A 25,486-nucleotide genomic window follows, 5' to 3' on the forward strand; every position below is an offset into this window, starting at 1 on the left:
CTTATATAAGCCCGTTTTATGCGGCCTGACCAGCAAATAGGCTGAAAATCAGACACACTTTTTGTCACTTAACCCTTGCATAACAAGCGTAGGCGCCAACTTGCAACCCTCGCTCGCACCCCACGCCTGACTCAAACAAGGGTTAGATACGCAAAAGCGCACGACCCCAGGCAACCACCCGAAGCGCGTGCGCTAATTACCGAAAAACTATTTAGCAGCAGTCTCAATCATCTCGCGAATGCGGTCAATTTCCTTGCTGCGATTGCGGTTGCGACGAATGCCCATTGCGATGCCACCAACAACAAGTGCGGCAACGACGCCCAGTGCTGCCTGCACCTTCGGCTCATTCAGAGCATCGAAAACACGGGTCTTTGCGTCATCCGCAACGTTCTTCGGATTCGTTCGCACGGTTAGCTCATCCAGAGTACGGGCGAGCTGGTTACGGTTACGCTCAATATCGCGCTGGATATCTTCAATGCTGCGAGCCACGTAAACTCCCTAAAAAGTTGAATATCTAAAGTGATTGTTCGCCTAAAAGACTAACACTTCCACTACAGCAACGTGGGCGAGCACGGGGAAAAACTCAACGCATTGCTTCAGAGTCGACACGCACCGCTCCAGAGTCGATACGATGAAGCCATGACTACTTCTTCCTCCAGCGACAAAGAATACGGCCAGAACAACATCCGTCTGGAAGCTGGCGACCCTGCCCCAGCGTTTACTCTTCTCAACGACGCCGAAGAGCAGGTTTCTCTGTCGGACTACGCGGGCAAGCCCGTGCTGATTTACTTCTACCCGCGGGCCAACACCCCAGGTTGCACCACTGAGGCATGCGACTTCCGCGATGAATCCGCTGCCCTGAACGATGCCGGCATTCCTGTCGTAGGTATTTCTCCGGACAAGCCGGCGAAACTCGCAAAGTTCCGCGAGGACCACGGCTTAAACTTCACCCTTCTGTCCGATCCGGACAAGGAAACCATGACCGCATTCGGCGCTTTCGGCGAGAAGAAGAACTACGGCAAGATTGTCCAGGGCGTCATCCGCTCGACTTTCCTGGTTAATGCCGAAGGAGAAATTGAAAAGGCCTGGTACAACGTTCGCGCCAAGGGGCACGTCCAGCGCGTACTGCGTGACTTGGGCGTGGAATCACAGGCTTCCGAAAGCTAACTAGCCGCAAGGCCTACTTTGACCCTGGCCCCAAACTCTCCTCCCACATCATCCCGATTAGACGGTTTCGTAGTAGTGACTCAATCCCAGGACGCACCGAATATTCTTCGTCCCCGTCGCACTCCGGCTCAGCAACGCAGCCGAGAGCGGTACGCACGCATGCTCAGCTCGGCACGCACAGTGCTCATCGAGCACGGGTTTGAGTCTTTCACTTTCGACGAAGTCGCTCGCATCGCAGATATCCCCATTGGCACGCTCTACCAATTCTTCGCAAACAAGTATGTGATGATCTGCGAGCTCGACCGTCAGGACACCGAGGCCGTCATCGAGGAAGTCTCACGCTTCGGCGAAACAGTCCCCACCTTGAAATGGCCGGAGTTTCTCTCGGAGTTCATCGATCACCTGGCAAAACTCTGGCGCGAGGACGTTTCCAGAAGAGCCGTATGGCTGGCTGTTCAATCAACGCCCGCCACACGCGCAACCGCAGAAGATACGAAGTCACGCCTGGTCACCGAGATTTCAAAGGTGCTGCGCCCGCTGGTGCCGTCGTCAAGCGATGCGGAACTGAACTTCATCTCCGACCTCATGATTAACGCCACGTACGCCCTGCTGAATTATGCGGTGGACCATCCGGGAAGCGATGCTGAGCGGGAAGCTCATTACGAGCTGACGGTGCAGGAAATCAAACGCATGACAATCTCTTATCTCATGAGCGTCGCGGAGGCCGCAGACTAGAGAGCACCCCTCGCCCACCTCGGCAGGGGCATTTATTGCCCTTATCAATACGCGGAGGGTAGGCTTGCCTTAGTTTACGCTTTACTCTGGTCAGCGCGGTGGGGTTCCCTGTTTTTCGCCGCGCCTGCGCCGGAACTCCCAAACAGAATCAGAGGTTCACATGTCCACGACGCAGGGCGCTTTCCGACGGAGCCTGCTTCCCCGCTCTATTGTTTTAGCTTCGGCAATCGTAGTGAGTACGGGATTTTTACCCGCAGTCCCCGCATCGGCACAGTCACTGCCATCGATTGGACAGCTCGGCGGTTCGCTCCCCGGCATCGGCGACCTTCTCGGCGGCAGCACCGATCAGTCTGAGCGCCAGCTCTCCGTGACCCCTGCCACCGATCTGTCCGACGGCGCCACCGTGACCATCAAGGGAGTCGGCTACCCCGCTAACGCAAATATTTACCTGGCCCAGACAATCGAGAAGCCAAAGTCGGGCTACCCTTCGACCTACGGCGAAGCGGCCAAGGTCACGGTTGGCGCGGACGGAAGTTTTACGCAGGAGATGAAGGTCGCGACCAGCTTTGGCGATGTCGACTGCACCTCTACCCAGTGCTACGTAGCCTCCTTTACTGCGTTCCCTAATCTTTCTGACCGCAGCAATGACCAGTGGGTCCCCATCACCTTCAAGGCGGGTGCTACTTCCCAGGCTGCTCAATCGCAGGGTTCCACCGGCGCGGCGCCGAGCGGTGGCCAGAGCGCTGGTTCGGGCTCCCAGTCACAGTCGGGCTCGCAGTCACCGTCGCAGTCACGGGGTAACGCATCGGTGAGCCTGTCCAAGACCTCAGACTTGAACCCGAGCGGCGACACCATTCGAGTCGAAGGCAAGGGTTTCAAGACCTCTGGACCGGGCATCTACGTCGGTATCGCGCAAAATGACCAGATGGATGTGACCAACGCCGATTCCTTCGGCCCGGATACCAAGTTTGTGTCTACCTCTCGCGGCAACCTGAAGTCCGACGGCAGCTTCAGCGTGGATCTTCCGGTCAGCGCGAAGTTCGGCACGGCAGACTGCATGCAGAACGCTTGCTCGGTCTACACCATTGCTGCTCACGGTTCTTCTGACCGCAGCCAGGACACGGCGACCGCGGTATCGTTTGCCGGCGGAGCTGCCAAGCAGGACGCTACCCTGCCCTCCGGCGGTGGCTCCTCACAGTCCGCAGGCAGCGCAAGCTCCGGCACCAGTGGCAGCACAGGGTCTAGTGGAACGAGTAGCACCAGCGCCTCCAGCGGCTCCAGCAGCTCCAACGGCAGCAGCTCCTCGACCGGCACCCCGTCGGTAAGCCTGTCCACCACGGAACTGAATCCATCGGGCAGCACCCCAATTACCGTCTCCGGCACCGGATTCAAGACCAGTGGCAACGGCATCTACGTCGCAGTGGCTGAGAAGAACAAGTTCTCCACCACCAACGCTGATGCTTTCTCCGCCGCTGAGTTTGTCCGCACCTCCCAGATGTCCTCCGACGGCAGCTTCTCCACAACGCTCAATGTCGAGGCCGTCACATCGGCCGCCAACTGCGTCGAAAATGACTGCGCACTCTACACCTTTGCTGCTCACGGTTCCTCCGACCGCAGCCAGGACACGGCCACGGACCTCAGCGTCGGCGGCTCCGCCAAGGAACGCGAAGAAGCTGTGAAGACCGGTGCCTCCAAGACCGGAGAGTCCAAGGCCAGCGGCTCATCCAAGGCATCTGGCAAGGCTTCCGCAAAGTCCAACGCTTCCGGCAATGGCCTCGACGAAGTTGATGTGCAGACTCAGCAGGCCGCGACCAACTCCCCGCTCCAAACCGCCGCAGTCGCCGGAACCGGCGCAATCCTGGGCGCGCTAATCTTCGGTGCCGGCATCTTGGTCGGTCGCCGTCAGAAGTCCGTCGATTAGCACGGCGCCGGGCTAGTCCAAGCGTACGACGGCGATTGCGTAGTCGCCGTCGTGCGAGATGCTTAACGACGGCCCCAGCTGCCACTCCTGATCGTGGAAATGGCGGCTCACAGCCCCGTGGAGACTGATGCTCACGCGACCGTAGGCATCCGGCTGCACCTCTATTTCCCGCCAGTCCAGCTGATCGCGCGCAATCGGCGGTTGGCTGCCGAAGAGAGTCTGCGACCAGGCCTTGATGAAGGCTTCCTTCGCAGCCCAGCGGCCCGCTAAGTGACGCGCCAGAGCGCCGCCGACTGCTCCGCGGCGCCTAGCTACCAGTAGCTCCGCAGGTGTGAAAACAGCCTGCGCGAACTGACTTCCTGGCATATTCAGCTGCTCTTCGAAGCCCGGAATATAGACGAGGTCTACGCCAATCATGGCTGGAGGACACCATCGATCAGACGGGCGCCGTCGGAAAGCAGAACTGCCTTTTCCAATGCAGCGGGTGAACCGAACCGACCACCGTCCGCCAGGTTTCGCTCGCGTGGACGCTCGTAGAGAGCTTCCCCACCGTAAATAGCCTCATCAATGCGACGCAGACCAGCCGCTTCGCGGTTGTGCGCCGCGGACCGCCAACGCTCCGCAGCCTCAGCGCCATCGTGCTGCACTATCGCTTGGTAGAAAGCTTCCGGATGGACGACTGCCACCAGTGCCGAGACATGTCCGAACCCGAGCGAGGTAACAAAGCCAGCCTTCAGCGGCAACGTATTGCCGAAATTGACTGCCTTCGTTGGCCATACCAGACGCGAATGCGCAGCCAATGCGGGATCGACGCAGTCCAGCGATCGATTACCTGGCACAATGCCGCTGCGCAATACCTGGGTCAGACCAATGATCTGGAACGCTGCAGCACCACCCTTAGCGTGTCCCGTCAGCGATTTCTGAGAGACCACCAACAGCGGGTTAGAGCGCTCGCGACCGAGTTCATCTGCAATGCGTTCATGCAGTTCGGACTCATTTGGGTCGTTGGCATTGGTCGAGGTGTCGTGCTTGGACAACACCGCGACCTGATCCGCAGTGACATCGAGTACTGCAAGTGCGCGAGCCAATCGAGACTTCTCGCCGCCCTGAGCGGCCGCTAGCGCACCCAAACCCGGCGCCGGAATGGACGTGTGCGCGCCGTCGGCGAAGGACTGGGCGTATGCGACGACACCGAGCACGGGGAGCCCCATGTCACGAGCGATGTCTCCGCGAGCCAACAGCACCGTGCCACCGCCTTGCGATTCCACAAAGCCTCCGCGTCGACGATCGTTCGGCCTGGAGAAGTACTCATGGTCGATGCCTTTGTCTTCCATGGTGGCGGAGTCAGCTGTGGCGGCCATGTCGCCGAAACCTGTAATTCCCTCTGTGGATAGGTCATCGAAGCCACCTGCGACAACGAAATCTGCCTTACCCAGGGCAATCTTGTCGACGCCCTCCTCCACCGACACCGCTGCCGTCGCACAGGCTGCGACAGGGTGAATCATCTGCCCGTAGCCACCGACATAAGACTGCATAACGTGGGCGGCAATAACATTTGGCAATGCCTCCTGCAGGACGTCATTGGCTCGCGGTTGCCCCAGCAGGCCGTCGATGTAGAGACTGCGCAGCGACTCCATCGCACCAATACCTGTGCCCTGGGTCGACGACACTCGCGCCGGGTTGACCGCTTCCAGCAGTTGCGCTGGGCTGAAGCCCGATGACAAGAAGGCATCGACAGTACAGACAATGTTCCACAAGCTCACGCGGTCCAGATTGTCCATCATGTCTGCCGGAATACCGTATCGTGCCGGGTCAAAGCCCTGCGGAATTTGACCGCCAACATAGCGGCTCATCGCCATTCGGCGCGGAACCTGCACTGGTGTGCCAGCGGCTCGTGTCACAAGCCACTGCCCTGTCTCGGCATCGAAGCTCGCAGTGGTGTTGTCCGGGTTGGAACTGACAAAAGTCTCCGCTGCCGCGCGGTCACGCACAGCAAAGCTCAACGCACGATCCAGGTAGACCGTGGTCAGCTCAGTCATCGTATTATCAACCAAATCGCCATCATCGGCGTAACGACGCACACCAACTCGCGCCAGCACTTCATCGCGGTAACGCGAAGCAATGTCGCTTTCTGCCAACGGTTGCCCGTCGGCGTCGCGCCAGCCACCCTCATAGGAAATCAACCCCATTGACCAGGCTAATTCCACAATTCCTGCTGCAGAAATATCATCGACTTCAGCCTCAAAGCGCGTCCGGGAAGAACCGTACGGCCCAAGCTCACCGGCGCCCACGATGACCACCATGTCCTCCAGAGCCGCTGCGATGTCACCAAAGGTCGGTGTTGTCTGCGCAATTGGTCGGCGAGGGCTTGGCAGGCCGCTCAAAACACGGCTTGACGACGGCTCCTGCGAGCTCGCCCCGCTAGAGATCTCAGAGTTTTGAGCTGCTGGGGCAGCCGCCTGTGCAGCCTCCTGCGCCATTTGCGCAATGTTGAGGTCGACGTCACCCAATCCGCCGGTGAGATCGGCCTGAATCGGGCGGGTTTGTGCCTTCTTCCGAGCCTCCGAGCTCGCGAGCTCAATGAGTTCAGCTGCCATTTCTTCGGTGGAGAAGGTGCGTACTCCCTTTGCTTCCACTGCAGCAACCAATGGGTCGTTTCCACCCATCAGGTTGGTGCCTCGAACCCAACCAATCTGTGCATGAGCCAGAGTGGTGCGGGTGCGCCAAGCGTCCTCCACATTCCAGCGCGCCACCACTGCATCGAGTGCGGCCTTGGCTTCACCATAGGCACCATCACCGCCGAAGCGACCACGGTTCGGTGAACCCGGCAGCACCACATGCAAACGATGGTCCAGATTATTGTCCCCGCCAAGTGCTGACATCCCTGCGATGAGTCGTTCCACCGACCACAGAAGCAGACGCATTTGGGTCTCGGACGCAGGACCGGCGTCGGCAAGCGAACCCGAAACCGTAGGCGCCGCGAACGGGAATAGCAACGTCGGTGACAGTGCAGGCTTGGTCACAACCACTTCCGCACCAATCGTCGTAGTCTGCTCGGTTCCGATCCAGTCGATAAGGGAATCCAGGTCCTGGAAGCTGGACAGGTTCGCCGGTACCACCCACAGCTTCGCCTCGCCCTGCGCATGCATGCGGTAGAGCTGCTTGTAGAAGCTCAGGCGCTCATGTCCCAGGCGTGAGGTAGTGACAACAACGGTTGCTCCCTGAGACAGCAACTGTGCAGTCACAGCGGAGCCAATCGAATTTGGCGATGCACCGGTAACAACTGCGATGTCGGCATTCATCGATAGTTCGTCCACATTCGTGATGGACTCATCCGCCAGCTGTCGGTAGATACTCGCCAACTGTGTTCGCCCTGCCGCGTCTGCCTTGGCAGCCCACCACTGTGCCTGCTCGACTGCGGTTTCGTGGATACTGCCCGGCGCGGTGTCAGCCACGTCTTCATCAGCGGCTGCCCAGAGGCGTGCTAGGTCATCGCGGGAGGTGGCCCAGCGGTCGTCGAGCAGCACTGCCTTGGTGGGCGTAAACGTCGGGGTGACCAGCTTCGGCCAGTCCGCACCGAGTTCAGCAGTGACGAGATTTACCAGGTTGCTGTCGGCGTCTTCGGCATCGAAGTCAATGGCACCGGTAATCTCGTGGCCGAGTTGCTCCAGAATCGTGCGTGCAGCGGTGGCAAGAATTCCTCGTTGACCAGTCAGTTTATCTGCAAACTCAGTGAGTGCAGCCGAGTCGACCATCCCAGCACTACTGTCGCTTGCCGACGGCTTAGCGACAGATACACCTCGCTGCGAGGCGACCGCGAGGATTGCTTCATCGATCAGCTGGTTGAGTTCAGCAGTACTGGTTGGGGCGGCCGGTGCCAGATGCGCAAGATCACCGCCGCGCAGGGATGCGCCCTCGCGAGTACCGAGCATCATCTCGGCGCTAACTGCGGTTGCCCACCCCTTGCCGAGCTGCCATTCATCGACCACATAGTCATCGATGTAATTCGCGCCTGCACCGGCAGGACCGGTAATCCGGCGAATACCGTCGGCAATGGCTTCGGAGAGAATCGGACCGAATGCCGAATACCCACTGGCCAAGCTATCAATCTTGTCCTTTAGATCAGCCAGTTCCGCATCTGCGGCCCCTTCGATTGAACCGAGGTCGAATTCCACTCCGAGATCGAGCAGCAGTTGATTGCGTCGAGATGAGACTCCATCGACCAGAGTCTCAATGGAGTCGGCGGCGCCGAGCTGGTCGGGGCGCACCTTCGTCCATTGGCAAATAAGAACTTCCAGCGCTTCTGCCGGGCTGACTGCGATATCAGCAACTTCGGCAGCCGGAGTGGCAGCACTCGTGATCGTGGTTGCCTGTTCGGTCGCCGCGGATTGGTCTGCGGATACCGCCGGCGCCGCTGATCCTGCTTCTCCCGATGCTCCTGCTGCTCCAGATAGGGTCTGCGCCGCGTCCTGCTCTGGTGTCACCTCCGACTCGGGCTCAGTCTTTTCCGGCTGAATTTGGTCGCGCATAAACGCTGCATCAGCATCACGCTCGAGATTGAGCACTCGAATGTCACGGCTTCGGTGGCGGGGCAACTGGCAGGTACGGGCAGCCAGGTTTGCCAGTGTGGGCGCTGTACCTACACCGACTTCAATAATGCGGCTGACACCGAGATCCTCAAGCAACAGATCCTGAGTTTCGACCCACCTCACCGGTGAGCAGAATTGCCAGGCCAGCAACTCGACCAGCAACATGCGGGCCAGGCGCGCCGGGTTTTCAGCAGCAGTATCAAAGTCGGCAAGGATGTTTTCCAGAATGTCTGAGTCGACGACTGCAGCCATCTGGCGGACGAACTTCTCGGTCAGCTCAAAAGAGGTCGCGGTGAGATTCGGGATATAGCGTCCCACCAGGCGTTCTGGAGCGATTTCCGCTGGCAGCAGCCGCTCCAGGTGTTTACGGAAGGAATCCACACCGTCGCGTAGGACACTGGAGTGGAATGGCACATCAATACCTGGGATACGCACGTATCCCTTGCCGTCCGAGCTGCGGCGCTCGCACTGTTCAGCCAGTGCCGCAAGGCCCGCGACGGTGCCGGCGACGGCGTACTGCTTGCCTGCCAGGTTGAGATTTACGACTTCGAGGAACTCACCGGTTTCCTGCGACAACCGATTAACAAACTCAGTGACCTCGTCCTCGCGTACGCCGATCTTGTCCGGACGCAGGGCGCACAAACCATAGTTGGACCTCCCCTGCTCATCACGTTCGACCAGTTCATGCATGGTCAAACCGCGGCGGTAGACAACCTCCAACACGGCATCTGCGTCAAGCGCACCAGCGAAAGCCGCCAGCGCGTTGTACTCACCGACAGAGTGTCCCGCAAAGTGAGCTGTTTCATCCAGCAGCCCTGCTTCACGGAGCTCCGCAACCTGCGCCAGCCCCAACGTCGCCATCGCAACCTGGGTGAACTGAGTCAGATTCAGGACACCTTCTGGGTGGAAATAGCGCACACCATCCACAACCACCTCTACCGGGTTGTCCCGAACAATAGCCAGTACGGAAAAGCCAAGCTTCTCTCGGGTCATCGCATCCGCCTGGTCCCACACGCGGCGGGCCGCTACGCTGCGAGTCCGGGCAGACAGCCCCATCCCCTGTGATTGAATCCCCTGGCCAGGGAAGACATATGCAGTCGTCGGTGCGGCAATTACAGCAGTGGCAGTCAGTACCAGCTCGCCCTCTACTGTGGCCGTGACTTCACGGACTTCACCGGCGCCTGGACGGTCATCAAAACCACGGCGTTCGACAGAGAATTTCACTTCCTGACCAGGTAGAACCGGACTCAGCATAGTCGCAGTGAACTCAATCACCCGATTGCCAATGCCGGCATCCGACGTGGCAACAGCCGCATGCTCGGCCATCGCCGACAGCCACATTCCATGGACAATAACCCCTGGTAGACCAGCTAGCGCTGCCGCGCGGGAATCGACGTGGATAGGATTGCGATCGCCTGTGACACAGCTAAATGGCTCCATCGCCTTAGGCGCTTCCACGGTCAACGCACCGCGGAAACTCCGTGGCGTGTCCGTGACCGTTGGAAATGGCACAGTATTGGTCCGTGCTGTCTCGCCGCCGTTTCGGCCACGAATGGCAAACCGTTCGCTCAAGGTGGCGAGCAGCGTATCGCCATCACGAACCTCCGCGCGCACCACAACTAGTCGCCCTAAGTCCGTATCAACGACCTCATCGACACGCGCGCTAATCCGCAACGTTGTGGTTTCCTGCGGCAGAGCCCCAATCATACGAATGTGATGCTCAAGGTGAACAAGCGCGAGCATGCCCTCAACAACATCAATGCCGGTCTCAGTACGCGCCTGCGCGACTGCCGCAAAAATCGCTGGCCAAGCATGCCCGACCAACGCGTCCGGCACCGTCGCCTGCGACTCATCGCCGGCAGCTGCAATAGTGACCGCATCGTAGTCAGCCATCGCCATCGGATCCCACTCGGATTCCCACTCCGCGACCCCATCGACGATGTTTGCAAGCTCACCGCCAGCCGCGATTCGCGTCAGCTCCCGCATCGCGGCTGCCGCATCCTCATGCTTGACGACGGGCACTGCGCCCACCGCTGCACTCTGGCACAGGCGAATTCGCAGTTGCGTATTCTCCCCCGCAGCATCGGGCAGCGGAACGGTCAGCTGTGCCCAGACGAGCTCCTCCCCGCCCTCATCATTGCTGCCATCAACTCCAATGGTCTCCAAAATGGCACCAGTACCTGGGTGCTCCAGGCGTTGTGAACGAGAGACATCACTTGCGTCAGATACACATACCCACTCATGTTCCGCGCCAAGTGCCAGCGCCGGATTCGGCTGCTGTCGACCAGCCCACCAAATCACAGGTGCTGCGAGCATCCGGCTGAGGGCGTCAACAGGTGCCTCCGGCAGGTAGCCGATATCCATCAATGCCTGTGCAGTAGCTTTTTCAAACCGCCCCAGAATCTCCGCTACTGGCTCATTCGCGCGGGTAATGCCCGAAACAGCCTGCGGCCCTGGGATGATGCAGACTTGATCCGCATCGTAGCGAGAGTCATGCGCCTGCCATAGGGAGTCCGATCGCCACCAGCGACGAACCTCATCATCGATAACCGGAACGAATGGCACAGGTTTGCCAGGTGTGCGGCAGAGCTCAGAGATAAAGAAGGTGACATCTGCTGGGTGGAGCTGGGTATCCAGATCCAGCAGGCCGGATAGTCGCGAGATTTCATTCTGCGACTGAGTGCGCAAGCTGTCGCCGTCGGCAAGCGCGTCAAACGTGCCCGCGTCGACTGCATTCAATCGTGCCTCTACGCGATCGACGAGTGCGACAAAGCGCGTCGACCACGTTGGATCGAGGAACGTCCCTTCGGGCGCACACAATTCGAGATAGCGATTCAGCACCTCGGCATACGTCATGGTGACGACATCCCCGAAGTACGGCTTCGCGGTGGCGTTAATTGCCTCGATGATCTCTGCGCGTCGTTCGGTGACCTTAGTGAGGTCACCTGCGACTTCGTCAAGCAATCTGCCTGCGCGTGCTGCGGCGTTATCAATTTCGTGGATATCAGCGCCCAACTGGCTGCGTCCCGACGCCATGCCATCCATGGCGCTACCAGCGGGGATCCAGTTGTCAGTGCCGACGGTGTCGACCAGCATCTGTTTCACGGACTCAGAGGCGGTCGACTCCTTGGCTGCCATCGCAGCTGTGCCGATGATGACAGCATCGACCGGCATCGGCGCCAATCCGTACCGTGTCGACCACGTGCCCATCAGATAATCACGGGCCTGTTCTGGCTTGCCGATACCGCCGCCAACAGCAAGCACCACATCTCGCTTGCGGATCTTTGCGTAGGTGTTAATTAGCAGGTCATCGAGGTCTTCCCAGGAATGGTGGCCGCCGGCACGCCCACCTTCAACCTGCATGATGATTGGATACGGTGTGCCCTGCTGCGCCAAGGTGTCTGCAATTTCGAGCACCGACTCGATTTGTGCGATTGTGCCCGGTTTGAAGGAGATATGCGGAATCCCGCCCTCACGCAGCTGCTTTACTAGCTCAACTGCCTCGTCCACCTCGGGGATTCCCGCGGAGATGGTGACTCCATCAATCGGTCGCCCCGCTGCCACTGCGCGCGGGAGCAAACGGCGGCTTCCAATGTGCAAACCCCACAGGTACGGATCCAAAAACATGGTGTTGAACTGTGCACTGCGCCCCTCCTCGAGCAGATCGGAGAGTCGCGCCACATTAGCCTCGAAGATTTCCGGCGTGACTTGGCCGCCACCGGCCAGCTCCGCCCAGAACCCCGCATTCGCAGCAGCCGCCACGATCTCAGGGTCAACGGTTGTCGGGGTCATACCGCCGAGCAGAATTGGCGAGCGCCCGGTCAACTTGGTGAACTTCGTCTCGACACGGGGCTTGTCTCCAGTGACCAGACGCGGCGCAAACTCCAGCCACGATGTCGGATGCTCAATGTCGCTCTCAGACAGGACGCCCCTACCCGCAGCTGTCGCCGCAGGAATCACCGCCACGCCATAGCCTTCAGCGTTACGTTCTGTCAGCTTGACGACGCCTGTGTTCGGCCCCAAATCCAAAATGGTGGTTGCTCCTTGGTCGATGAGCCCCCGTACCTCGGCGCTCCAGTCACTGGGGTCAACCAAGATTGCACGCGCAAGCCGGTCCGCCGTTTCCGCATCTAGCCCAATGCGCTCAGCTCGCTCCACTACCCATGCCACAGCAGGTACCAGCGCTGGGTGATGGAATGCGCCACTAACTGGCAGAACTGTACATTCGACTTTCCGACCCTTCGGCTGCTGCGTTGTGAGCTGCTCTGCCAGCTGGTCTAGTTCATCCTGCTTGCCGATAACTACGCTGGTAGTCTGCGTATTCTTCAGACCGATGACACAGCCCTGGGGGAGGAAAGGCTCCAACTCCTCGACCGTCAGGCCAGAGATACTCATCATCGGCGCGCGCCCAAATCCGGCTACTCGGCTTCCGCGCGCACACGCCACACCGATGAGGCGAGCTAGCGCCAGAAGCTCTGCTGCCTTCTCTGGGCGAGCGACAATCTCAGCGGCAAGAACACCTTGCGAATGACCGGTTACCGCTACCGCTTCGGTGATATTAATTCCCTGCTTTTCCAGCAACTCGACAATGCCCAACTGTGCCAAGACGATGCCCGGGACGCTGACCGCAGGGTTGGTTGTATCTCCGGTAAATGGCTCGTCTGTAACGAGTGAGATTGCCCAGCCGAAGGGGTCGAAACCTGCGGGAAGCTGGCCGATGAGATCGTCGTCAAGCGGTGCGAGCAGTTCCTCAGCGCGAGTGAAAACTTCCCGTAGTTTCTTTGAGTTGCCACTGGCCATGACGCGGGAGAGAGTGTCCAGCCATGGTTGCGATTGACCGGCGAAAGTGACTGCAAAAGTACCCAGGTCTGGAGCAGTTACGACATTGGTCTGCAAAGTGGCGAGTTTTTCGTATTTCACGTGGCTGAGGTCCTTGTCTTGTGGAGTACGAAATGAAAACATCTTTTGTTTCCAAATCCTTGCCAGGACACTATGCCATAAATCATGAGGAATCCATCATGTTTTTCTCGTGCGGTTTTATGATGCCATCAACGCGAAGATAATTTGCAACCCCAAAACGAGAGGCCGAACACGGCTGCGAAATCAGCGAGTACAACGCTTCTAAAATGAAAGAACTTCGCAGGTAGAAAACAGTGTTCCCCTGTCGAGAAATTGCTTGCACTTCACCACTCTGTCAGCACCGGCAGTGGAAAATGAAGCCCGGAAGACTGAGCCAATTTATGCCCAATCGGTGATGAACATCACACCCGGAATGCGTGTCAATGGGCGCCGAGAACGCTCAATCTTTCCTCGATTAATCGCCTAGCATATCCAGAATTGTGGACTCCGCTTCTTCTAAGCGCCGCTCTGACTCTTCAAGGTCCTGCTGCGACTTACCATCGCGCTCGACCTTGCCGTCGAAGATTGCGCAGGGATCATCGTTGACCACAGTGTCGTCGGGAACTATGCCACGACGCGCCATGTACTCATCCAGATGCATCGAGATGCTCATGTTGCCTCCCTGCTTCCACCTTACGATTCAAGATACGATTCGATCAGCGTCATTGTATCGACAGATTCGATTGCCCTACGCAGTGGAATGAGCGAACAAAGGTTTCCCAGAATGGCACTCACGCGCGCTGTGCGACTGCCCCGTCTTGCGTTCCCCTTCCCGATGCGAAAACTGTCGCAGGTCTACAGCTGGTCTGGTGGCCAGGGCTTTCCGTCAGGGAAGTATCTGTCATATTTCCAGCCCAGACGGAAGGGGAGGACGTACTTCTGGGGACTGTTGTTCGCTTCCCACATTGACTTTGGTTTGGTTGCCCGCTCGGCTTCTTCCCGGTCGGTGTACACCCCGTAACAGATAGGGTCCCAGAAGTTGCTATCGGTGATTTCGAGAGTGGGGGTGCCGGTGAATACTCCATAGAGGAGTTGGTCGCGGCTTTCGACCTCGACCTCGAAATCTTCCCAGGTGCCCATCATTCCGCCGGGTTGCGCGCGCCACCAGTTGTCAATCGCGAGGGCGGTCTCCTCGGACTCGACGAACCCGCCGAGAGGTTCAGTGTTATCCGGATAGCGGGGATAAACGACGCAGACAACAATTTTCATAGTCATGGTTCTACACCGTGCACGGGAGATTAGCGACCTTGGAATAGCTTCGGGCGGGAAATGGGCCAGATTTTGGGCACGCAGCGTAATGAGGGCGAAAAATCTGGCGGGCTGGAGAACGAAAACACCCCGTGACCTGCATAGTCACGGGGTATTTATGTGTGCGCCTGGGGAGACTTGAACTCCCACGCCCTAAGGCACTGGAACCTAAATCCAGCGCGTCTGCCAATTCCGCCACAGGCGCCCGTCGCGAATCCGTGACAGTTACGTACAGTCCCCGTAAGCATGGACTACCTATTAGCCACCTACAGGCACAACGAACTTTCACAGCTCATTTGGACTGTACACACTTTAACGGGTTTGCCGCAGATTTCCTAATGTCCCATCCCCTGCCTATCCAGCGAGCGCGCTAGCTTGGCAGGTCACGGACTAGCTATGGTGGTTATGTGTCCACTTCACAGCATTCCAATACCACTGACAAGCCAGCGAAGATTCCCACTCGTACCCGCGTGATGCAACTAATCTTCTTGGCTCTTGCAGTCGGCGCCACTCTTGCACTCGCCTACTGGCAGCTCAGCAGGTGGAACACAACCAGCTCATTCCAAAACCTGGGCTACGCACTGCAGTGGCCAGCTTTCGGCCTGTTCTTTATTTGGGCCTACCGCAAATACATGGAGTACGAACGCGAACGCCTGAGCGGCAATAGCGAGGCCGCATTTGAGGCTAAAGACGATGTCATGACGGAAATTCCAGACGAATTCCTGCCGACCAACCCAGATGGCTCGCGAAAGGTGCAGCGTGTGGATGAGACACAATCGACGGATTCTGGCACCAACGCCTAGGCGATAACTGCTTATTCGAGAAAAGGACTTTTAGTGACCAACATCAATCCAGATCGTCAAGAGCGCGTAAGGAAGGCACTGACGTACTTCTCCGTCACCGCCTACTTCACGGGTGTGATGCTGCTCTTGCTGTGTGCCGAGATGATTTACAAGTACCTCATCCTCGACAACTCCGCCGACGCGCCGCGGTGGTTCTTCTACACCGCCCAGATTCACGGCTTCGGCTACATGGCATTCCTCATTGCCACCGTAAACCTGGGTACCAAGGCCCGCTGGGAACCAGCAAAGTGGATTATCACCGCGCTCGGTGGCGTGGTCCCGTTCCTCTCCTTCTTCGTCGAGAAGAAGCGTCGTGAGGAAGTCGAGACCGCTTTCCAGCTGAAGTAGCGGGCTCTCGGCAGCCCGAGGGCTACCCCTTAGCCTCAACCTCAGCCAGAATTTTCAGCGCCGGAGTCAAGGCACGCAGTGCACGCCCCCTGTGGCTAAAAGCGTCCTTGTCTTCGGCGCTCATTTGTGCCGCAGACAAGGCCCCCTCAGCTTCGTTGCCCTCCCCAACTGCGGGCGCGAACACCGGATCGTAGCCGAACCCATTGTCCCCAACAGGCTCGCGCAGAATGGCGCCAGGCCAGCGGCCCTCTACAACCAGCAGCAGATTACCGGCTTCATCGAGGACGGCTGGGAAACCGCCGTCGGCAAGCGCGGACGGCACCTCCTTGACACCGGGGACGACCAACGCGCAGGCGGTACGGAAGGACGCCGTACGACGCTCATCTGGGCAGTCCCCCATCTGGGCGAGCAGCAGCTCGTAGTTAGCGACATCGTCGCCGTGAGTGCCCGACCAGCGCGCCGAGAGCACACCCGGCATGCCGTTTAGCTCATCGACGCTGAGCCCCGAATCGTCTGCCAAACACGCGTAGCCGGTGTGTTTCGCACCATCGAAAGCCTTGATGTAGGCGTTGTCCGCAAAAGTGCGACCGGTTTCGGGGCGCTCTGGGTACTCCGGGACGTCGCTAAGCGAAAGAAGTTCCACCGAATCAATACCCGCCGCACGCAGGATGCGGTCGAGCTCGACTAGTTTTTTAGAATTTCGGGTAGCGACGAGGAGCTTCACGGCAGCTCACCCGGGTACGGCGCACGCAGAACTTCCTGCTGCAGGGCAACGAGCTCACGCAGGCCCTTTTCCGCCGAGTCGAGCATGTCATTCAGCTGATCGCGGTCGAAGGTGCCTTCCTCGCCAGTGCCCTGGATTTCGACGAACTTGCCCTCTGCGGTCATCACCACGTTGAGGTCGACCTCAGCGCGGGAGTCCTCCTCGTAAGGCAGATCTAGACAGACACGGCCGTCAATAATGCCAACCGAAACAGCTGCGACTGGTGCCTTCAGCGGGGTGCCCGGAACAGCGCCCACTGCATGCAGGTAGGTCAGGGCATCAGCCAGCGCGACGTACGCACCGGTGATGGAAGCGGTTCGAGTACCACCATCCGCCTGCAGAACATCACAGTCGATGTTGATGGTGTTCTCACCGAGTTCCTTCAAGTCGATAGCAGCTCGCAAGGAGCGACCGATCAGACGGGAAATCTCGTGAGTGCGACCCTTGACCTTGCCGCGCATTGACTCGCGGGGCATGCGCTCGTGGGTAGAGGCCGGCAGCATGGAGTACTCAGCGGTCAACCAGCCCTCGCCGGAGTCACGCTTGAATCGTGGCACCGACTGTTCGACGGAAGCGGTGCACATTACACGCGTATTACCGAAAGTAACCAGCACAGAACCGGCCGGATTGTCGGTGAAGCCACGAGTGATGGTCACCTTGCGCATTTCATCAACCGCGCGTCCATCGGCACGGCGAAAATCGGAATTAGCTGTAGTCATGCCAACTACCCTACCGCCCGGCGCGGAAGCGGTGCGACAGCTGTACGGAAACCCGATAGTCGCTGTGACTAGCCGCCTAGCTCCATGCCCAGGTAGGCCAATTCAACGTCACCGGCAAAGGTGCTCTTCGCAGCACGTAGTGCTTCTTCACCGTCGGCGTATGGCGGAATGTGAGTCAGCACCAACTTCTTAACCCCCGCCAGCGTCGCTGCCTTTCCGGCCTCGTAGCCCGTCAGGTGCATATCCGGTGGGGTGCCCTCTTCGTTGCTGCACCATGTGGCTTCACAAATGAAGATATCCGCATCCCGCGCCAGCTCCACCAGTTCATCGGTCCACGCAGTATCTCCGGTGTACGCAATGGTCAGACCATCTGCTTCAATGCGATATCCAACAGCTGGCACCGGGTGGACCATGTTATACGGCGTGACGACGGCGCCTCCGTCCGCTTCGCCCCCACCGACTAACAGTGGCTCACCTGGGTTACTCACAACCTGGTCAAAAGTGTCTTCCAGGTTGGCATCTTCTTCACTTCCCAGTGCTTTGCACATGGTGCCTATCCGGTCGTGAATGTCTCCGGGGCCAACCAGGAGATTCCGGGAACTCGCCGGGGCTGTCGGGTGGAAGCGACGCCAGACGAGCAGCCCTGGAATGTCTGCAGTGTGGTCTGGGTGCACATGAGTTAGTAACAAATCACAAGCTGCAGGATCAGAGATCTTCTGCAATTCGGCGAGGACACCGGGACCCAAATCAATGACAAAGGTTCGACCGTTATCCAGCTCAATGAGGTAGCCAGATGCTGGCGCCGATGGGCCACCCATGCTGCCTGTACATCCCAGAACCTTCAATCGCATACTTCAAGCTTGCCATGTAATTGATCAAAAACGAGCAAAAAACCAATGGAGTGTCTGGATTTAATAAGAAAGGTCACATTTGGGAATGCATAGTGACCTGGCTAATACCCGGCCCAAGGAAGCGCTTTGCCAGGGATGCAAAAACTTGCGGATCTCCAGTGGATTCGAATGTGCGCACAGGGTTCGGATTACTCTCCGGGTCAGCGAGCATGTCGGTCTTTGTGAGGATGCGCAGAACATCCTTCGACGTCTCCTCCGCCGACGACACTAGGGCGACGTCCTCCCCCATAGCCAGCTGAATCACACCAGACAGCAGCGGATAATGGGTGCAGCCCAGAACGAGGGTGTCTACACCATCGGCCTGCAATGGCGCGAGGTAGCCCTCCGCAAGTCCCAGAATCTGGCGACCAGAGGTGATTCCTCGCTCGACAAAGTCCACGAATCGCGGGCAGTCGACCGCAGAGACATCCACGCCAGGCACTGCATCAAAGAGATCTTGGTAGGCACGGGAGCGAATCGTGGCGGCGGTACCGATTACGCCGACTTTTCCATTCCTGGTAGTCGAGACCGCACGGCGCACAGCGGGCAGAATGACCTCGACTACTGGGACTGGGTAGCGCTCGCGGGCATCACGCAAAAATGCGGCCGAAGCCGTGTTGCAGGCAATGACAATCATCTTGCAGCCGCGTGCAACCAGTTCATCGGCAATCGCTTCCGCGTGCTGACGAACCTCGGCGATGCGCAACGGGCCGTAAGGGCCGTTGGCAGTATCGCCGATGTACATAATCGACTCGTGCGGCAGCTGATCCATGATGGCACGTGCCACTGTCAGCCCACCGACGCCGGAGTCAAAGATGCCAATCGGCGCTGTTCGGTCGGGGAAGCCGCTATCCTGCGCTCTCAGCTGATTGACTGCCTGAGTTTCTGCTCCTGCTCCCACCGCTATCTGGACTCCTCATATCGTTGGTCAAACACCGAAGCTCCTATTCTAGGCCGATTTCGTCAGGAGCTGATGCCACGTACCTCGGGCTCTTAGCGACGTGCACTCTTAGCCACGTGCACGACCGCGCTTAAACATCACCGCAGCCCAGATGCCCGCAAGCCCACCGAAGAGGTGCATCTGCCAACTAACAGCCATCTGTGTTGGCAGCACTCCCCAGATAAGACCCGAATACATCGATGCCAGAATCACGCCCAAAATAATCTGCATCACCCGACGATTCACGAAACCGCGTACGACCAAAAACGCCAGCCAGCCGTAAATCAGGCCGGACGCACCGATGTGGACGGTATTCACACCGCCGACCAGCCAGGTCAGACCGCCACCAACGACCGTAATCAAGAGTGTGACCTGCCAAAATAGCCGCTTCGACGACATTGCAATCAAACCGGCGAACAACGCCCCGGGCAGAGAGTTCGCCACAATGTGCCCGTAATCTGCGTGCAGCAGCGGTGCGGTCAAAATTCCCCACAGCGTCGAGGTTTCGCGTGGGCGCACACCGAAGTTGTTCAGCGCCCCACCAAAGATGAATTCGTTGACAAGAAAGACCGTCCAGATAAGTGCCAGGTACCCAATAGCCGTACTGATGGCCGCCCCGAGCCCGCCGTCGCGATCCTGTGGAACAATCTGATTATTCCGCCGCGTCTGCACGGGACCGCCCATCGGGTACTGCGCATAGTTCTGGTAATTCTGCTGTTGTCCCGAGCTCCATTGCGGATTCATTGGCGAACTTCCTTCACTACTTGTCCAGCATCTCTGACAGCGCGGCTACTTCCGCGCGTCCCGTTGCACTCATCACGGCATCGACAATAGCCATCTGCACCGCATCGGCCGCCATCGCAGCCAACAGGGCCACCACATCCGAGCCCACGGGTTCAGCGTTTCCGCTATCCGCCGCCTCGGCCGAGCTGAGGGCAAACAGCGTGTCACCGTCCATCGGCGCATGAGCCGGCCGAATCGCTCGCGCCAACCCGTCATGACCGCACATCGCCAACCGCTTCAACTGCGCAGTTGTCACCGGCGCATTGGTTATCAACGTGCCAATCGTTGTGTTTCGCGTGTTTGCCGACGACTCCCCGTCGCCAGCCGCATCGGCGAGAATTTTGGTTCTACCGACGAAAACCTGGTCCAGCCGGGCCAATGCCTCCTTGCTGGCACCGGCAGCCGCGGGCATTCCGTAAAGGTGTCCCTCCGGGTCAATGACCGCACCAAAGGAGTTCACCACCATTGCGGCAGCCACAAAGTACTTACCATCGGCGGAGGTCACACGGGCTTGTCCAAAACCACCCTTGATTGCCCCGGCCATAGCACCGACACCGGCACCTACTGTCCCGGAGGGAGTGTCCTCCGGGACGTCGTCAAGCGCGTGCGACAACGCCTCGCGCCCTAGTTCAGCGGTGGGCAGCGTCGGCTCCCCCAACAGCAAGTCGAAGATGACAGCACCGGGAACGATGGGCACGAGGATATCCGGACGAGTTGGGGTGACCTCAAAGCCAATGCCGCGGTCGCGCAGTTCGCGCATAACTCCGTCGGCAGCTGCGAGGCCGTACGCGGAGCCGCCAGCCAAAACGACAGCGTGGGCGCGTTCGACGGTATTCTCCGGTGCGAGCAGGTCGGTCTCGCGGGTGCCCGGACCGCCGCCGCGGACATCGACAGCGCCGACAGCACCGCCTGGAGCGGCGATGACGGTGACTCCGGTATCCCCCTCAGAAGCATGGCCGATAGAGATGCCGTCGATGGAGTCGAGACAGCCTGCGCCGATGTCGATGCTCGCGCCCAGCGCAGCACTGCTGGCTTGGTGTCGAATGTCGGTGGGGCTGATTGCGAAGATCTCAGAATTCATTGTCGACCACGGCACCTTTCACCACAGTTCATGGCAGCTAACCTCAGTTGATTACTGCATCTTTTCGGGGTTTTGCTCGGATTCGCTACTCACCCATGAGCTGGTCCAACAGTGACTCTTGGTTGTAGGACAGCCACTGGTACATCGCGTCGGTCTGCTCAATCTGTTCGATGGAGCCATTGAGGTTCTCCATGGAAACATGCAGGTAAATACGTAGGTCATTGATACCCGCCACCCAGGCATGGGCATCACTTTCGGAAATGGATACCTGCCCCGACTCGGCGGGCTCCAGGGCGTCGATAATCGCACGCAGGGAATGGAGCTTGCTCTCTACAATCTCCGATTCATGCAGCTGGCGCATGAGGGCGTTTTCCCCCTCCACGCTCTCCTCACCCGGCTTGGTGAAGTCCGGCAACAGGCGCGCAAGCTTCGGATCGGATGGGGCCTCGGAGTGTCCGACAGGCATTCCCGTCATTTCCGCGAGCTCATCCTTCGGTGCCGACCGGGCTCGCTCCATCAGCGAGTCCGCCACAGTAGCAGCCAGATTCAGCAGCAAATCCCGCTCCGTGCCTTCAAAAGCCGTGACGTACTTGACGCCACCGCCGAGAAGGGATCGCTTGCGCTTCCAAGGACGCATGTAAATTCTCTCCCGCTGTCGAATATCGGCTTAGTCAGCCTGCTCCATTGTTGCCCACAAGCCTGCCTTGTGGAGCTTCTTCACATCGGCCTCCACCTTGTCACGCTCACCGGAAGACACGATTGCCTTGCCCTCCGTGTGAACCGTCATCATCAGCGCGTGCGCCTTCTTTCGGTCCATGCCGAAGAGCATCTGAAACACGTAGGTGACATAACTCATCGAATTAACCTGGTCATCCCACACAATGCACTGCCAGGGTCGGTTCGATTCCGTCACGACATCGGCATCCATAGTGGGCATCGGTGTTGCTGCTGGCATGCTCATAGGCACCAGGATAGTACGGAGTGGCGCGCGCTCGCCGGAACCGACTGCCCCGGCCCGCTTCAGCCGACTAGACTGTTGACCGTGATTGATAAGCATTCCTCCACCGCCCTTCTCACCGATAAGTACGAGCTGACGATGCTGCAGGCATCGCTTGCCGACGGATCCGGCGAGCGCCAGGTCGCCTTCGAGGTGTTTGGCCGTCGCCTGCCGAATGAGCGTCGCTATGGCGTTGTCGCTGGTACAGCGCGTGTGTTGGATGCTATCCGCAACTTCCGCTTCACCGAGGAACAGCTGGCTTCGCTGGACTTCCTCGATGACAGGACGCTGGATTACCTGCGTAACTATTCCTTCAGTGGCCAAGTCGACGGCTACCGCGAGGGAGAGCTCTACTTCCCCGCCTCGCCCATTTTGACGGTGCGAGGCACTTTCGCCGAGTGCGTCATTTTGGAGACTGTTATTCTCTCCATTCTCAATGCGGACTCCGCCATCGCCTCGGCAGCAACCCGAATGGTCACGGCTGCCGGTGGGCGCCCGATTATTGAAATGGGTTCGCGTCGCACTCATGAAGAAGCAGCTGTGACTGCTGCCCGCGCCGCTTACCTGGCAGGTTTTAGCGCCACCTCCAACTTGGAGGCAGCGGCACGGTACAACATCCCAGCCTCCGGTACCGCTGCGCACGCGTGGACTCTGTTGCACACCAACCCAGATGGCACGACGAACGAGGCTGCGGCCTTCAAGGCTCAGATTGACACACTGGGAACCGACACCACTTTGTTGGTGGATACCTACGACATCACCGAGGGCGTCAATACGGCTATTGAGGTCGCGGGTCCGGAACTCGGCGGTGTACGTATTGACTCCGGCGACCTCGGAGTTCTCGCTCGCCAGGTGCGTCAGCAGCTCGACTCGCTGGGGGCGCACAACACCAACATCGTAGTGTCCTCTGACCTCGACGAGTTCGCCATTGCGGCGCTGAGGGCAGAGCCGGTCGATGTCTACGGCGTGGGCACCTCTGTAGTCACTGGCTCCGGCGCACCGACTGCGGGCCTGGTCTACAAGATGGTCGAAGTTGATGGGGTGCCCGTCGCCAAGCGCTCGTTGGACAAGCGAAGCCACGGTGGCGTGAAGGCGGCTATTCGTACCTGCCGTCGTTCCGGTACCGCCGTGGAGGAAATCGCTTTCCCGCTCGGCTCAGAAATCCCGGATGTGGGCAACCTGCACTACCGCGATCTGACCATTCCGATGATGCGCGATGGCGAGGTCGTCGATGGTCTACCGACCTTGGAGGAGTCCCGCGATCACTTGGTTAAAGCGCTGGTCAGCCTCCCGTGGGAGGGACTTGCACTTTCCCGTGACGAGCCGGTACTGTCCGTCCGTTTTCACGGCGTTTAGGCGGCGGGGGAACTGTGTCGGACAGTATCGGGCACGCAGATTTTGCTGAGCTATCGGACGACTTTGAGGACTTTGACGATGTTGACGAGCTAGCTTCACCGAGAGCCAGCGTCCATAACGCGGATAGCATCGAAGCTCTTCTCGATGCGGCAGTGAAGGGACTCGGCGGAACGACTCGACCGAATCAGGTCAAAATGTCCCGGTCGGTGGCCTCCGCCTTTGCGCGCGAGCGGCACCTAGCGGTACAGGCAGGCACCGGTACGGGTAAGTCGCTGGCCTACCTGGTGCCTGCCATTGTGCAAGCAATGGAGTCCGACGAGTCTGTAATCGTTTCCACGGCGACCATTGCGCTGCAACGCCAGCTGGTCGAACGCGACTTGCCGCGGCTAGTCAGTTCGCTAGAGCCACACTTGTCCCGCACGCCAACCTTCGCAATCCTCAAGGGCCGCTCGAACTACCTGTGCAAGTCCAAGGTCGGAAATGTCATCAAAGATCCCGTCATGGACGGTGATGAATCCGAGCAGGCCAGCTCAGGTGACGCCGTTGGCCCCACTGCCCTCCTCAGCGAAGCGCAGCTCAGCCGAACCGCTGCCGAGGTCATGCGGCTACGCGAGTGGGCCAATGACACCGACACCGGCGACCGCGACAGCCTGGACAAGGGCGTTTCCAACGAAGCCTGGCGGCAGGTCTCCGTCACGGCTCGCGAATGCGTCGGTGCCATTTCCTGCCCTTTCGGCGAGGAGTGTTTCGCCGAACAAGCCCGCCGCGAGGCCTCCAACGTTGACATCGTTGTCACCAATCACGCACTGTTGGCCATCGATGCGCTCTCCGACGCCATGATTTTGCCGCAGCACGACTGCGTTGTCATTGACGAGGCTCACGAGCTCGACGGTCGAATCACCTCTGTTGCCACCGACGAGCTCTCCCCTGCCGGTATCACCATGATGGCCCGGCGCGCCCGCAAATTCGGAGCCGCAGAGCAGGTGGATGATGTCACCGATGCCACGGATCTACTCGGCGAGACCGTCGCATTGCTTGCCGACGCCTACAGCGGCGCACTCGAAGAAATTCCCGGTGAGCTTGGAGCGGCGCTAGCTTCGCTCCGCGATAGCCTGTGGCAACTACAGACCACGCTAGGCACCTCTAGTTCAGGCAGCTCTGGCGGGTCGGGCTCCGGTGGTTCGAGTTCTGACTCTGACAACACTGAGCGCCAGACCGTCCGCGCTGCCGTGGAGAATATGCACGACACAGTCGTGCGAATTCTAGAGTTCAGTAGCGACGATGTCGTATGGCTTGGCGAGAACAAGACAGTTTATGTCGCTCCCCTGTCCATCGCAGCACTGCTTCGCGAACGCCTCTTCGGCGAATCCACCGTCGTTTTGACCTCAGCAACACTTGCTCTTGGCGGCAAGTTCGATGCCATGGCCGCCGCTTGGGGGCTTCCCTCCGGTGGGTGGGATGGCTTGGACGTCGGCACGCCCTTTGACCCGCAGAAATCTGGCATCCTCTACGTCGCACGCGACCTGCCACGACCTGGACGCGACGGCGCCACACCGGAGCAGTTCGCGATCATGGAGCGCCTCATCCGCGCCGCTGGTGGGCGAACGCTCGGGCTGTTTTCTTCTCGCCGAGGCGCCGAGGCAGCGGCGGAGGAAATGCGCAAGCGCCTGCCTTACGACGTGCTGTGCCAAGGCGATGACTCTATCGGTGCTCTGGTTGATCGCTTCGCAGCTAATCCGCAGACATGCTTGTTTGGCACGCTGACGCTGTGGCAAGGCGTCGATGTTCCTGGCCCATCGCTATCGTGTGTCATCATCGATCGCATCCCGTTCCCCCGCCCCGACGACCCGCTTTTGTCCGCGCGCTCCGATGCGGCTAATGCCGCTGGCCGAAACGGTTTTATGGAGGTCTCAGCGACACATGCAGCGCTGCTGATGGCGCAGGGTTCTGGTCGTCTGCTACGCCAAGTCGATGACCGCGGGGTTGTTGCGGTACTGGATTCACGGTTGGCTACTGCACGCTATGGTTCCTGGATTGCTGCGTCGATGCCTGACTTCTGGCGGACGACCAACCTGGATATTGCGGCTGGAGCGTTGCAGCGGCTGACCCAAAGCTGATTCAGAGGGGGCTGTCTGGGCTCACGAGGTGACGCTGGATTAGGCATAGTTTCTGGAAAAAATCCCACGCTTTTCTATCCAATACATTATT

The 25,486-nt window shown here is 59.2% G+C and carries 20 protein-coding genes and 1 tRNA gene; 7 read left to right on the forward strand and 14 right to left on the reverse strand.

The genetic code is table 11. The annotated features are described in order from the left end of the window. Window positions 1-207: 207 nt before the first annotated feature. Window positions 208-489: a DUF3618 domain-containing protein gene (locus QP995_RS09905; RefSeq protein WP_038628049.1), complete on the reverse strand. Its 282-nt coding sequence runs from the start codon at window positions 487-489 to the stop codon at window positions 208-210. A gap of 150 nt (window positions 490-639) precedes the next feature. Here QP995_RS09905 and bcp point away from each other — a divergent pair, with 150 nt between their 5' ends. From bcp to QP995_RS09920, 3 genes are all read left to right on the forward strand, one after another. After that, window positions 640-1,167 (forward strand): thioredoxin-dependent thiol peroxidase, encoded by a 528-nt coding sequence (gene bcp / locus QP995_RS09910; RefSeq protein ID WP_049172881.1) that lies wholly within the window; start codon window positions 640-642, stop codon window positions 1,165-1,167. 75 nt (window positions 1,168-1,242) lie between these two features. Beyond that, window positions 1,243-1,902, forward strand: a complete 660-nt coding sequence (locus tag QP995_RS09915) for a TetR/AcrR family transcriptional regulator (RefSeq protein WP_049172878.1) — start codon at window positions 1,243-1,245, stop codon at window positions 1,900-1,902. Window positions 1,903-2,062: 160 nt separating this feature from the next. Continuing rightward, window positions 2,063-3,823 (forward strand): neocarzinostatin apoprotein domain-containing protein, encoded by a 1,761-nt coding sequence (locus QP995_RS09920; RefSeq protein WP_080971516.1) that lies wholly within the window; start codon window positions 2,063-2,065, stop codon window positions 3,821-3,823. Between the two features lie 12 nt (window positions 3,824-3,835). Here the strand turns inward: QP995_RS09920 and acpS are convergent, their stop codons facing one another. The 5 genes from acpS to QP995_RS09945 all read right to left on the reverse strand — a co-directional run bounded on the left by acpS (window position 3,836) and on the right by QP995_RS09945 (window position 14,764). Beyond that, a complete protein-coding gene (gene acpS / locus QP995_RS09925) occupies window positions 3,836-4,240 on the reverse strand; it encodes a holo-ACP synthase AcpS (RefSeq protein WP_016422272.1) in 405 nt (134 codons plus the stop codon). Continuing rightward, the gene (locus QP995_RS09930) at window positions 4,237-13,374 is read right to left on the reverse strand and encodes a type I polyketide synthase (RefSeq protein ID WP_284853164.1); all 9,138 of its coding nucleotides are present in this window, start codon (window positions 13,372-13,374) and stop codon (window positions 4,237-4,239) included. The genes acpS and QP995_RS09930 overlap by 4 nt, the downstream gene beginning before the upstream one ends. Before the next feature lie 352 nt (window positions 13,375-13,726). Then, entirely contained in the window at window positions 13,727-13,924 is a 198-nt protein-coding gene (locus QP995_RS09935) for a hypothetical protein (RefSeq protein ID WP_016422270.1), read from the reverse strand. Between the two features lie 182 nt (window positions 13,925-14,106). After that, entirely contained in the window at window positions 14,107-14,526 is a 420-nt protein-coding gene (locus tag QP995_RS09940; RefSeq protein WP_187400021.1) for a hypothetical protein, read from the reverse strand. A 156-nt stretch (window positions 14,527-14,682) separates the two neighbouring features. Beyond that, window positions 14,683-14,764: transfer RNA gene (locus tag QP995_RS09945), tRNA-Leu, on the reverse strand. A gap of 202 nt (window positions 14,765-14,966) precedes the next feature. Between QP995_RS09945 and QP995_RS09950 the strand changes: the two genes are divergently transcribed. Together QP995_RS09950 and QP995_RS09955 are read left to right on the forward strand one after the other, a co-directional pair. Beyond that, the gene (locus QP995_RS09950) at window positions 14,967-15,362 is read left to right on the forward strand and encodes a hypothetical protein (protein ID WP_259803117.1); all 396 of its coding nucleotides are present in this window, start codon (window positions 14,967-14,969) and stop codon (window positions 15,360-15,362) included. A gap of 33 nt (window positions 15,363-15,395) precedes the next feature. Next, entirely contained in the window at window positions 15,396-15,749 is a 354-nt protein-coding gene (locus tag QP995_RS09955; protein ID WP_005511118.1) for a DUF3817 domain-containing protein, read from the forward strand. 22 nt (window positions 15,750-15,771) lie between these two features. Here QP995_RS09955 and QP995_RS09960 read toward each other — a convergent pair whose 3' ends face one another. The 8 genes from QP995_RS09960 to clpS all read right to left on the reverse strand — a co-directional run bounded on the left by QP995_RS09960 (window position 15,772) and on the right by clpS (window position 21,886). Next, entirely contained in the window at window positions 15,772-16,473 is a 702-nt protein-coding gene (locus tag QP995_RS09960) for a non-canonical purine NTP pyrophosphatase (protein ID WP_187400020.1), read from the reverse strand. Further along, entirely contained in the window at window positions 16,470-17,231 is a 762-nt protein-coding gene (gene rph / locus QP995_RS09965) for a ribonuclease PH (RefSeq protein ID WP_016422266.1), read from the reverse strand. Before rph ends, QP995_RS09960 begins: the two co-directional genes overlap by 4 nt. 68 nt (window positions 17,232-17,299) lie before the next feature. Further along, the gene (locus tag QP995_RS09970) at window positions 17,300-18,082 is read right to left on the reverse strand and encodes an MBL fold metallo-hydrolase (RefSeq protein ID WP_070549691.1); all 783 of its coding nucleotides are present in this window, start codon (window positions 18,080-18,082) and stop codon (window positions 17,300-17,302) included. Window positions 18,083-18,155: 73 nt separating this feature from the next. Then, window positions 18,156-19,022 carry a glutamate racemase gene (murI, locus tag QP995_RS09975; protein WP_370545756.1) on the reverse strand — a complete coding sequence of 289 codons (867 nt, stop codon included), beginning with the start codon at window positions 19,020-19,022 and terminating at the stop codon, window positions 18,156-18,158. 108 nt (window positions 19,023-19,130) lie between these two features. Continuing rightward, a complete protein-coding gene (locus QP995_RS09980; protein ID WP_016422263.1) occupies window positions 19,131-19,805 on the reverse strand; it encodes a rhomboid family intramembrane serine protease in 675 nt (224 codons plus the stop codon). 16 nt (window positions 19,806-19,821) lie between these two features. Further along, a complete protein-coding gene (locus QP995_RS09985) occupies window positions 19,822-20,925 on the reverse strand; it encodes a P1 family peptidase (protein ID WP_049172868.1) in 1,104 nt (367 codons plus the stop codon). 85 nt (window positions 20,926-21,010) lie between these two features. Beyond that, window positions 21,011-21,562, reverse strand: coding sequence for a DUF2017 domain-containing protein (locus tag QP995_RS09990; RefSeq protein ID WP_005511188.1), 552 nt, complete (start codon window positions 21,560-21,562; stop codon window positions 21,011-21,013). A gap of 30 nt (window positions 21,563-21,592) precedes the next feature. Continuing rightward, window positions 21,593-21,886 carry an ATP-dependent Clp protease adapter ClpS gene (gene clpS / locus QP995_RS09995; RefSeq protein WP_005511165.1) on the reverse strand — a complete coding sequence of 98 codons (294 nt, stop codon included), beginning with the start codon at window positions 21,884-21,886 and terminating at the stop codon, window positions 21,593-21,595. A gap of 81 nt (window positions 21,887-21,967) precedes the next feature. On the opposite strand from clpS, the gene QP995_RS10000 reads away from it, so the two are divergent. Further along, window positions 21,968-23,278 (forward strand): nicotinate phosphoribosyltransferase, encoded by a 1,311-nt coding sequence (locus QP995_RS10000; RefSeq protein ID WP_016422259.1) that lies wholly within the window; start codon window positions 21,968-21,970, stop codon window positions 23,276-23,278. Between the two features lie 128 nt (window positions 23,279-23,406). Further along, window positions 23,407-25,395, forward strand: a complete 1,989-nt coding sequence (locus QP995_RS10005; protein WP_172954634.1) for an ATP-dependent DNA helicase — start codon at window positions 23,407-23,409, stop codon at window positions 25,393-25,395. Window positions 25,396-25,486 lie beyond the last annotated feature (91 nt).

This window comes from Corynebacterium sp. MSK032 (assembly GCF_030232065.1).
Classification (GTDB): Bacteria; Actinomycetota; Actinomycetes; order Mycobacteriales; family Mycobacteriaceae; genus Corynebacterium; species Corynebacterium jeikeium_D.

What these genes read in the sequence shown, in the direction of transcription:
- bcp (WP_049172881.1), top strand. Translation starts at nt 640, where the DNA reads ATGACTACTTCTTCCTCCAGCGACAAAGAATACGGCCAGAACAACATC.
- QP995_RS09920 (WP_080971516.1), top strand. Translation starts at nt 2,063, where the DNA reads ATGTCCACGACGCAGGGCGCTTTCCGACGGAGCCTGCTTCCCCGCTCT.
- acpS (WP_016422272.1), bottom strand. Translation starts at nt 4,240, where the DNA reads ATGATTGGCGTAGACCTCGTCTATATTCCGGGCTTCGAAGAGCAGCTG.
- QP995_RS09930 (WP_284853164.1), bottom strand. Translation starts at nt 13,374, where the DNA reads ATGTTTTCATTTCGTACTCCACAAGACAAGGACCTCAGCCACGTGAAA.
- QP995_RS09935 (WP_016422270.1), bottom strand. Translation starts at nt 13,924, where the DNA reads ATGAGCATCTCGATGCATCTGGATGAGTACATGGCGCGTCGTGGCATA.
- QP995_RS09940 (WP_187400021.1), bottom strand. Translation starts at nt 14,526, where the DNA reads ATGACTATGAAAATTGTTGTCTGCGTCGTTTATCCCCGCTATCCGGAT.
- rph (WP_016422266.1), bottom strand. Translation starts at nt 17,231, where the DNA reads ATGACTACAGCTAATTCCGATTTTCGCCGTGCCGATGGACGCGCGGTT.
- QP995_RS09970 (WP_070549691.1), bottom strand. Translation starts at nt 18,082, where the DNA reads ATGCGATTGAAGGTTCTGGGATGTACAGGCAGCATGGGTGGCCCATCG.
- QP995_RS09980 (WP_016422263.1), bottom strand. Translation starts at nt 19,805, where the DNA reads ATGAATCCGCAATGGAGCTCGGGACAACAGCAGAATTACCAGAACTAT.
- QP995_RS09985 (WP_049172868.1), bottom strand. Translation starts at nt 20,925, where the DNA reads ATGAATTCTGAGATCTTCGCAATCAGCCCCACCGACATTCGACACCAA.
- QP995_RS09990 (WP_005511188.1), bottom strand. Translation starts at nt 21,562, where the DNA reads ATGCGTCCTTGGAAGCGCAAGCGATCCCTTCTCGGCGGTGGCGTCAAG.
- clpS (WP_005511165.1), bottom strand. Translation starts at nt 21,886, where the DNA reads ATGAGCATGCCAGCAGCAACACCGATGCCCACTATGGATGCCGATGTC.